This is a genomic window from Mycolicibacter senuensis, assembly GCF_002101885.1.
Classification (GTDB): Bacteria; Actinomycetota; Actinomycetes; order Mycobacteriales; family Mycobacteriaceae; genus Mycobacterium; species Mycobacterium senuense.
In genome coordinates this window covers 89,580-97,330 of record NZ_LQPS01000008.1, presented here as the reverse complement: position 1 = coordinate 97,330, position 7,751 = coordinate 89,580, and the positions used below count along the sequence as shown (strand labels likewise).

The following is a 7,751-nucleotide window of genomic DNA, read 5'->3' as shown; positions in this document are numbered from 1 at the left end:
GGGCGCCAAGGATGCGGCAAAAACAACAACAAACAAAAACCACCAAACACACTATTGAGTTCTCAAACAACACGCCCCACCCGGACGCGCAGTCAACCCGCGGCTAAAAGCCGCGCATCGGCAGTGCGGACAGATGAGATGCCCCCGGAATCGCTTTGGTGAATCTCGTCGATTCCGCGGGCTTGTCGCGCTGACCGGGTCTGGCCTGGTCGCTGCGACGTGGACTAAGTTACGCGAGGTGAAACTGGGAGTCAAATCCGCTGCTAGCAGGGGTATTTCAACGCCTTCAAGATCAACTTCGCGCGGCGGCGGCCCGCGGCGGCGGCCCAGGTCGAGCCCGCGGCTAGCCGCCCTGGACGCGTTGGACGCCGGCCACGTTGCGCTTGCCGCGGCGCACCACCAGCCACCGGTCGTGCAGGAAGTCCGCCGGCTGCGGCGACCATTCCTCGCTGTCGACGCGGACGTTGTTCACCGAGACGCCCCCCTCGCCGATGGTGCGGCGGGCCGCGCCGCGACTGGCCGACAACCCGGTGGCCACCAGCAGATCGACGATGCCGTCCGGGCTGCCCGGCGCCAGCTGGGCCACCTGCGTCTCCTGTAGCGCCGCGGTCAGCGTCGCCTCGTCCAGCCGGTCCAGTTCCCCGCGGCCGAACAGGGCCTGACTGGCCAGCTCGACCGCCTCGGTGGCCGCCTCGCCGTGGACCAGGGTGGTGAACTCGCGGGCCAGCCGGCGCTGGGCGGCCCGCTCGTGCGGGCGTTCGGCCGTCGCCTGCTCCAACTCCGCCAGCTCGTCGGCGGACAAGAAGGTGAACCAGCGCAGGTAGCGGATCACGTCGGCGTCGGCGGTGTTGAAGAAGTACTGGTACCAGGCGTACGGGCTGGTCATCTCCGGATCCAGCCACAGGCTGCCGCCACCGGTGGACTTGCCGAACTTGGTGCCGTCGGCGGCGGTCACCAGCGGGACGGTCAGCGCGTGCACGGTCGCGCCCAGCTTCTGGCGCACCAGCCGGACGCCGGCGATGATGTTGCCCCACTGGTCGGAGCCGCCGATCTGCAGAGCGCAGCCGTACCGCCGATGCAGCTCCACGTAGTCGTTGGCCTGCAGCAGCATGTAGCTGAACTCGGTGTAGGAGATGCCCTCGGAGTCGAGCCGGCGCCGGATGGTGTCGCGGTCGAGCATCACGTTGACCGAGAAGTGTTTGCCCACGTCGCGTAGGAATTCCACCGCGGAGAGCGGTGCGGTCCAGTCCAGGTTGTTGACCACCACCGCACCGGTGGGACTGTCATCGAAGTCGACGAAGCGCTCCAGTTGGCCCCGGATCCGCTCGGACCATTCGGCCACCGTGTCGGCGGTGTTCAGGGTGCGTTCGCCGGCTTCGCGGGGATCGCCGATCAAACCGGTGGCCCCGCCGGCCAGCACGATGGGACGGTGCCCGGCGCGCTGGAAGCGCCGCAGCGCCAGCAGCGGCACCAGGTTTCCGGCGTGCAGGCTCGGCGCGGTGGGGTCGAATCCGGCGTAGACGGTGATCGGCCCGCCGGTCACGGCGGCGCTCAGCGCGTCCAGGTCGGTGGATTGGGCGATCAGGCCGCGCCAGTCCAGCTCGTCGAGAATCGTCGTCGGCATGGGTCGATTTTCCCGGATCAGTCGCTGGCGCCGGGCGCCGGTGCCCGCGGGCTTCGTCGGTAGGCCGAAACCTCGGGCTTCCCGGCCACCCATAATCGCCACGGACGGTCGGCGGCCTGGCTGACGCCTACTCGGGGCCCGGCCTGCGCGGGCAGTGGCGCAGCGAGCCGCAGCCGCACCGCGCTGCGGCGGTCGAACAAGTCGATGCCGTTGTCCGCCATGGCGATTCCCAACGCAGAACACAGATTGCCCGGCCCGCGCGCCAAGCCGGTGCCGGGCACCGCGTCGCCGCGTCGCGACTGCGCCACCGCCGATCCCTGGTCGATCACCGCCGCCCGCAGCAGCACCGCGGCCGCGGTGCCGTCCGGCCCGCAGGCCACGTTGGCGCAGACGTGCATGCCGTAGCTGCGGTAGGTGTACAACCGGCCGGCCGGACCGAACATCACCGTGTTGCGCCCGGTGGGACCGCGATAGGAATGCGCCGCCGGGTCCGGCCACGGCCCGTCGGGCACGCCGCCATAGGCCTCCACCTCGACGATCGTCGCGCGCACCCCGCGGGCATCCAGGGTGGCGCCGAGCAGCAGGTGAGCGGCCGCGAGCGGATCGACCGCCAACTGGACTGCACTCATCGCCCAGATTCTGCCCGAGCCCCCGATGACCTGCCCAATCCTCGGAAGGTCTTGACAGCGCGTCGCGACCGGCACAATATTCATCACATGATGATTTCATCGCGTGATGAATTATCGGGGCCGCGCCGGGTCCCGGCCGTCGACATCGAGCACCTGCGCGTGGTGCGCGGTAAGCGCCCGGTGCTGCACGACCTGTCGCTGCAGATCGCCCCGGGCGCCATCACCGGCCTGCTCGGCCCGTCGGGCTGCGGCAAGACCACGCTGATGCGCTGCATCGTGGGCACCCAGGTCATCACCGGCGGACAGGTCACCGTGCTGGGCGACGCGGCCGGCTCCGCGGCACTGCGTCACCGGGTCGGCTACATGCCGCAGCAGCCCACCATCTACGACGACCTGCGGGTCATCGACAACGTCCGCTACTTCGCCTCGCTTGCCGGCGTCGACGCCCGGGCCGCCGACGACGCCGTCGACTCGGTGGATCTGCAGGGTCACCGCGGCGACTACTGCGCGAACCTGTCCGGCGGGCAACGCGCCCGGGTCTCACTGGCCTGTGCGCTGGTCGGCCGGCCGGACCTGCTGGTGCTCGACGAACCGACGATCGGCCTGGACCCGGTGTTGCGGGCCGAGCTCTGGCAACAGTTCCAGTCGCTGGCCCGGCGCGGCACCACGCTGCTGGTGTCCAGCCATGTGATGGACGAGGCCGACCACTGCGGCGACCTGCTGCTGATGCGCCAGGGCCGGTTGCTGGCGCGAACCTCACCGACCCGACTGCGAGAGGAGACCGGATGTACGTCGATGGAGGAAGCGTTCCTGTCCGTCATCCGGCGCACCACCGCGCCCCGAGCCGGCTGACCCGGACGCTGCAGCTGCGGCCCTTCCTGGCCACCACGCAGCGGATTCTGCGGCAACTGGCCGGTGACCATCGCAGTGTCGCGATGGTCCTGCTGGTCCCCAGCCTGATCATCACGTTGATGTACTTCATGTTCGTCAACGTCCCGCATCCGCCGGGTACGCCGCCGCCGTTCAACGCCGCCTGCCTGATCCTGCTCGGCCTGTTCCCGCTGTTCCTGATGTTCGTCATCACCGCGATCACCATGCAGCGCGAGCGCGCCTCGGGGACCCTGGAGCGCATCTTGACCAGCCCGCTGCGCCGGCTGGACCTGCTCGCGGCCTACGGCACGGCGTTCTCGATCGCGGCGGCCGCCCAGGCCACCCTGGCCTGTGTGGTCGCGTTCTGGCTGCTGGGTTTCGAGACCTCGGGTAGCCCAGCATGGGTGTTCGTGATCGCGATCGTCAACGCGGTGCTCGGTGTCGGCCTGGGCCTGTTGTGCAGCGCGTTTGCCCGCACCGAATTCCAAGCGGTGCAGTTCATCCCGCTGGTGATGGTGCCGCAACTACTGCTGGCCGGGATCATCGTGCCGCGGGCCACGATGCCCGAGTGGCTGCAGTGGATCAGCAACGCGTTGCCGGCCAGCTACGCCCTGGAGGCACTTCAGCAAGTGGACGCCCATCCGCAACTGACCGGTGTCGCGGTGCGCGACATGGTCATCGTGCTGGTGTTCGCGGCCGCCGCGCTGGCGCTGGCCGCGGTGACACTGCGACGACGGACACCGTGATGGCCGCCGAGACCAACAGCCGGCGGCCGGGCCGGCCCGCCGGCTCCTCGGGCACCAGGGAACGCATCCTGACCTCGGCCCGGGACCTCTTCGCCCACAACGGGTTCCAGAACACCTCGATCCGCGCGGTGGCCGCCGACGCCGGCGTCGACGCGGCGCTGGTGCACCACTACTACGGCACCAAACAACAACTGTTCGCGGCGGCGACCGAGCTGCCGGTGGACCCGATGATCGTGCTGGGACCGTTGCGGGAGGCGCCCGTCGAACAGCTCGGCCGCATCCTGCCCGAACTGCTGCTGCCGCTGTGGGATTCGCAGGCCGGCACCGGGCTGATCGCAGCGATGCGCTCCATGCTCACCGGGACCGACGTGCCACTGGCGCGTTCATTCTTCCGCGACATCGTCGTCGCCGAACTCGCGAATCGCGTCGACGAGCCGGCCGGAACCGGCGTGTTGCGCGCCGAGTTCACCGCGAGCCAGTTGATGGGCATCGTGGTCGCCCGCCACATCATCGGCCTGGAACCGCTCGCGTCGCTGCCCGGCGACCAGGTGGTGGCGATGGTCGCCCCGACGCTGCAGCGTTATCTCACCGGGGATCTGCCGGACCGGCTTGGCCGATGAAGCGGGCATGCTCGTCGTCGCCGACGTCGGTGGCCTCGTCGATCAGCAGCACCGGGATGCCGTCCTCGATGCGGTAGGCGCGGCGCAGGCGCGGGTTGTAGAGCAGCTCATCGGCCGAGCCCCGCACCCGCAGCAACGGTCCACGGTCGTCCGGGCAGACCAGAATGGCCAACAGCTCGTCGTCGATCATTGGCGACCGCCGGCCAATTCGGCACGCACCGCGGCGGTCAACCGCTTGAACTGTCCACTCGCCGCATCGAAGTACCAGGCGTTGCGCCCAGCCTTGGGCAGCCCGGACTCACGCAGCTCACCCAGCGTCGGGCGGTAGACGGCGCTCAGCGGCAGATCCGGCAGGATATGCACGACATCAGGGCCGGCGCCCACGGGCAACTCGGCCACCGCCTCGCTGAGGCCCGCGGCGGTCACCGTCGATCCCGGCCGCACCGTCACCGCGGACACCACCAGATCCCCGGCACCGGCCGCCACCCGATACGTCACCGCCAGATCGACACCGCTGACGGTGCCCAGCGCGTCGGTGATCAGCACCGGATAGGCCATGCCGCGGCCGGTGTGGATGGCCGAACCGCGTCCGCCGGCCAGCCAGTAGTCGCCGTCGGCGTCGCGCCGGAACAGGTATTCGGTGGAGATCCAGGTGTCGGCCGGCGCGAACACGCCGCGCTTGACCGACGCCGACGGGTCGATCGGCCCGCGTGGCTTGGCCAGCAGCACCCCGACTTCGTTGGTCTCGGCTTTGCGCACGAAACCCCGTTCGTCCTCGAGGATCAGGTCCTGGTCGGGATCGTAGGCGGCCAGCTCCACCTCCACCGCTCCGGGCAGCGGGCGGCCCTTGCTGCCGACCTTGGCGCCCGAGACGTTGGCCAACACCGCCTGGCCGTCGGTGGTGGCGAAGAACTCCACGACCTGGGCCGGAGCGAACGCGTCGGTGACCCGGCGCCACAGCCCCACGGGCATGCCGGAACCGATGAACAACCGCACCGGATGGTTGCCCTGCAGCACGAAATTCGGGTCGTCGATGACCTCCCGCAGCATCGCCCAGGTGTAGGACACCACGCTCACCCCGTACTGGCGCACCTCGGCGACGAAGCGATCCGGGTTCAGCCCGCGCGACAGCGCGATGCGGGCGCCACCGACCACGGCGCCGCCGAGGCTGACCAGCAGCCCGGACTCGTGGTGCAGCGGCGTCAGGCAGTACAGCGTGTCGTTGGGGCCCAAGGCGGCCGTCGACGCGGTGCCGAACGCCGAGAGCGCCCACCGGTAGTTGGTGATCTGCTTGGCGACCAGTTCGCCGGCCACCATGCTGAAGGCCACGAAGGCCAGGTCGCGGGCGAAGCCCGAGTTGGGCCGGTACCAGCCGGGCAACTCAACGGCGTCGGGGTCGATCTGCTCCATGTCGACGACGGCTTCCGCGTCGGACGGCAGGTCCAGGTCGCGGGTCTCACCGCCACCGAGCACCAGCACCTGGCAGCCCAGGTCGCGCACGGCCGCCAGCGCCAGGTCGAGGTTGCCGGGGTCGGTGATGATCTCGGAGATGCCGCCCAGCCGCGCCGCCGCGCACAGGTCCCCGTCCGTGGGCATCAGCACCGCGACGGCGCCCAGCCGTGACAGCGCGGCGATGGCGACCATGGCGCTGGGTCGGGTGGCCATCAGCACCCCGACGTGGACGCCTTGCCGCACACCGACGTCGATCAATCCGCGGACAACGTTGTCGATGCGCTTGTTGACCGCGTCGTAGGTGTGGACCCGGCCGTCGAACAGCAGGAATTCGCCGTGTGGTGACTCGGCGGCCTGCTCATCGATGATGCGGCCCAGCGAGATTCGGGTGTGGTCGTTGATCTGTCCGAGCCGTGCCAGCCGCGGCAGGGTGCGCGCGGTCTCGATCGCCATGGTGCGCATCGACTTCTGGGCTGCGACCATGGCGTCGGCGGCGCCGCGCGCCAGCGTGAGCGCGACACCGGAGGCCTCGCCCAGCCCGTGGGCGATCCGCGACGTCATCGCGACCCCGCCCTTGCTGTCCTCGTGGGCCTGCTCGGCCATCAGCGCCACCCCGGCGGGCTGCGGGCCCTGGCCCTCCTGCCACAGCACCCAGTCGGCGACGGTCGGCCAGGTCAGTTCGGCCGCCTTGGAACCGACCACCAGCCCGAAGTGCCCGGCGCGCAGCAGGTACTCGAAGACCTTGGCGTTGGGCGCCGCGCGGCGGATACCGCGCACCGCCGCCGGCTGGCCGATGTCGTCAACCTCGCCGACGAACGCCAGTACCGGGCAGGTGATGTCGGTCAGCGTCACCAGTTGGCCGTTGATCGCGAAACCACCGGTCATCATCCGGTTGTGCGCGATGAACTGCTTGAGCAGCTCCGAGATCGCCGGACCCGACCAGGCGATCCAGCCCTCCGACTCCAGGAACCGCCGCTGCGCCTCGCGCGGCAGCAGCGCTTCCCGGTCGTGCAGCTGACGCAGGAAGTCCATCCGGGCCTTGGCGGTCTTGAGCGGGTCCATCATCTGGAAGCCCACGCGCGCCTGCCAGCCCGAGATGTCCAGCCGGTTGAAGACGTGGTCGGCCATGAACCCCGCGACGCCGGAGGCGATGTTGGGCGGCACTCCCATCGGCAGCGCGGCCAGGGTGTCCACCGGGGAGCCGAAGGCGATGATCGATGCGATGCTCTTCGAATGCCGGTAGGCCCCGGCCTGATAGGCGAACATGCCGCCCTGGGAGTAGCCGGCCAGATGCACGTCGCGTCCGGTCGTCTCGGCGATGGTGTCGACCGCCTGGCTGAGCCCGACGATGTGGTCGGCCAGGTTGCGTCGCATCCCGCCCTCGATCTCGTCGGGTGAACCGAAGTCGATCACCCAGGGATCCACTCCCGCCCCGCGCAGGATGCCGACCGCGCCGTCCTCGCGGGTGACGTCCCACATGTTCGCCGACATCATCATCGGGTGAATCAGCAGCACCGGCGGCCCGGGCTGCGGCTGGCCGGGCCGGTTGTCGGGCGGAAAGTAGCGCCGCAGCTTGTACATCGGGGTGCTCTCGACGATCTGGAACGGCGACGGCACGGTCCCGGTCTCCAGGCCGCCCCAGCGCAGCACCTCCAGGCCGTTCTGCGCGGTGGCCATCAGCCACTCGACCGGCCGGGTGATGGCCGACAGGTTCAGATCCACGCTGCTCCCCTACGTCGCGTCCGATCGTCAATGACGTGCACATTCTGGCACATCAGCGTGCCCGGTCCGGCTCGTTCAGTCGTCGGCG

7 protein-coding genes are annotated in these 7,751 nt (G+C 69.8%); 3 read left to right on the top strand and 4 right to left on the bottom strand.

What is annotated here, in order from left to right:
• Positions 1-343 precede the first annotated feature (343 nt).
• A complete protein-coding gene (tyrS, locus tag AWC24_RS01100) occupies positions 344-1,624 on the bottom strand; it encodes a tyrosine--tRNA ligase (RefSeq protein WP_085081660.1) in 1,281 nt (426 codons plus the stop codon).
• Between the two features lie 17 nt (positions 1,625-1,641).
• Positions 1,642-2,253 (bottom strand): DNA-3-methyladenine glycosylase, encoded by a 612-nt coding sequence (locus AWC24_RS01095; RefSeq protein WP_085081659.1) that lies wholly within the window; start codon positions 2,251-2,253, stop codon positions 1,642-1,644.
• Positions 2,254-2,340: 87 nt separating this feature from the next.
• Here AWC24_RS01095 and AWC24_RS01090 point away from each other — a divergent pair, with 87 nt between their 5' ends.
• From AWC24_RS01090 to AWC24_RS01080, 3 genes are read left to right on the top strand one after another with little or no spacing between them, the layout of a single operon-like run.
• Entirely contained in the window at positions 2,341-3,105 is a 765-nt protein-coding gene (locus AWC24_RS01090) for an ABC transporter ATP-binding protein (RefSeq protein ID WP_085081658.1), read from the top strand.
• Positions 3,039-3,869 (top strand): ABC transporter permease, encoded by an 831-nt coding sequence (locus AWC24_RS01085; protein ID WP_085081657.1) that lies wholly within the window; start codon positions 3,039-3,041, stop codon positions 3,867-3,869. The genes AWC24_RS01090 and AWC24_RS01085 overlap by 67 nt, the downstream gene beginning before the upstream one ends.
• Positions 3,869-4,489, top strand: coding sequence for a TetR/AcrR family transcriptional regulator (locus AWC24_RS01080; protein WP_085081656.1), 621 nt, complete (start codon positions 3,869-3,871; stop codon positions 4,487-4,489). The genes AWC24_RS01085 and AWC24_RS01080 overlap by 1 nt, the downstream gene beginning before the upstream one ends.
• Here AWC24_RS01080 and AWC24_RS01075 read toward each other — a convergent pair.
• Together AWC24_RS01075 and AWC24_RS01070 are read right to left on the bottom strand one after the other, a co-directional pair.
• Complete coding sequence (locus AWC24_RS01075) at positions 4,455-4,679, bottom strand: Trm112 family protein (protein ID WP_085081655.1); 225 nt, start codon at positions 4,677-4,679, stop codon at positions 4,455-4,457. The genes AWC24_RS01080 and AWC24_RS01075 overlap by 35 nt on opposite strands.
• Positions 4,676-7,663: an acyl-CoA synthetase gene (locus tag AWC24_RS01070; protein ID WP_085081654.1), complete on the bottom strand. Its 2,988-nt coding sequence runs from the start codon at positions 7,661-7,663 to the stop codon at positions 4,676-4,678. Before AWC24_RS01070 ends, AWC24_RS01075 begins: the two co-directional genes overlap by 4 nt.
• Between the last annotated feature and the right edge of the window lie 88 nt (positions 7,664-7,751).

Excerpts from the sequence above, each read along its gene's own strand:
- AWC24_RS01090 (WP_085081658.1), top strand. The coding sequence starts at position 2,341 with ATGATGATTTCATCGCGTGATGAATTATCGGGGCCGCGCCGGGTCCCG.
- AWC24_RS01075 (WP_085081655.1), bottom strand. The coding sequence starts at position 4,679 with ATGATCGACGACGAGCTGTTGGCCATTCTGGTCTGCCCGGACGACCGT.
- AWC24_RS01085 (WP_085081657.1), top strand. The coding sequence starts at position 3,039 with ATGTACGTCGATGGAGGAAGCGTTCCTGTCCGTCATCCGGCGCACCAC.
- AWC24_RS01080 (WP_085081656.1), top strand. The coding sequence starts at position 3,869 with ATGGCCGCCGAGACCAACAGCCGGCGGCCGGGCCGGCCCGCCGGCTCC.
- AWC24_RS01095 (WP_085081659.1), bottom strand. The coding sequence starts at position 2,253 with ATGAGTGCAGTCCAGTTGGCGGTCGATCCGCTCGCGGCCGCTCACCTG.
- tyrS (WP_085081660.1), bottom strand. The coding sequence starts at position 1,624 with ATGCCGACGACGATTCTCGACGAGCTGGACTGGCGCGGCCTGATCGCC.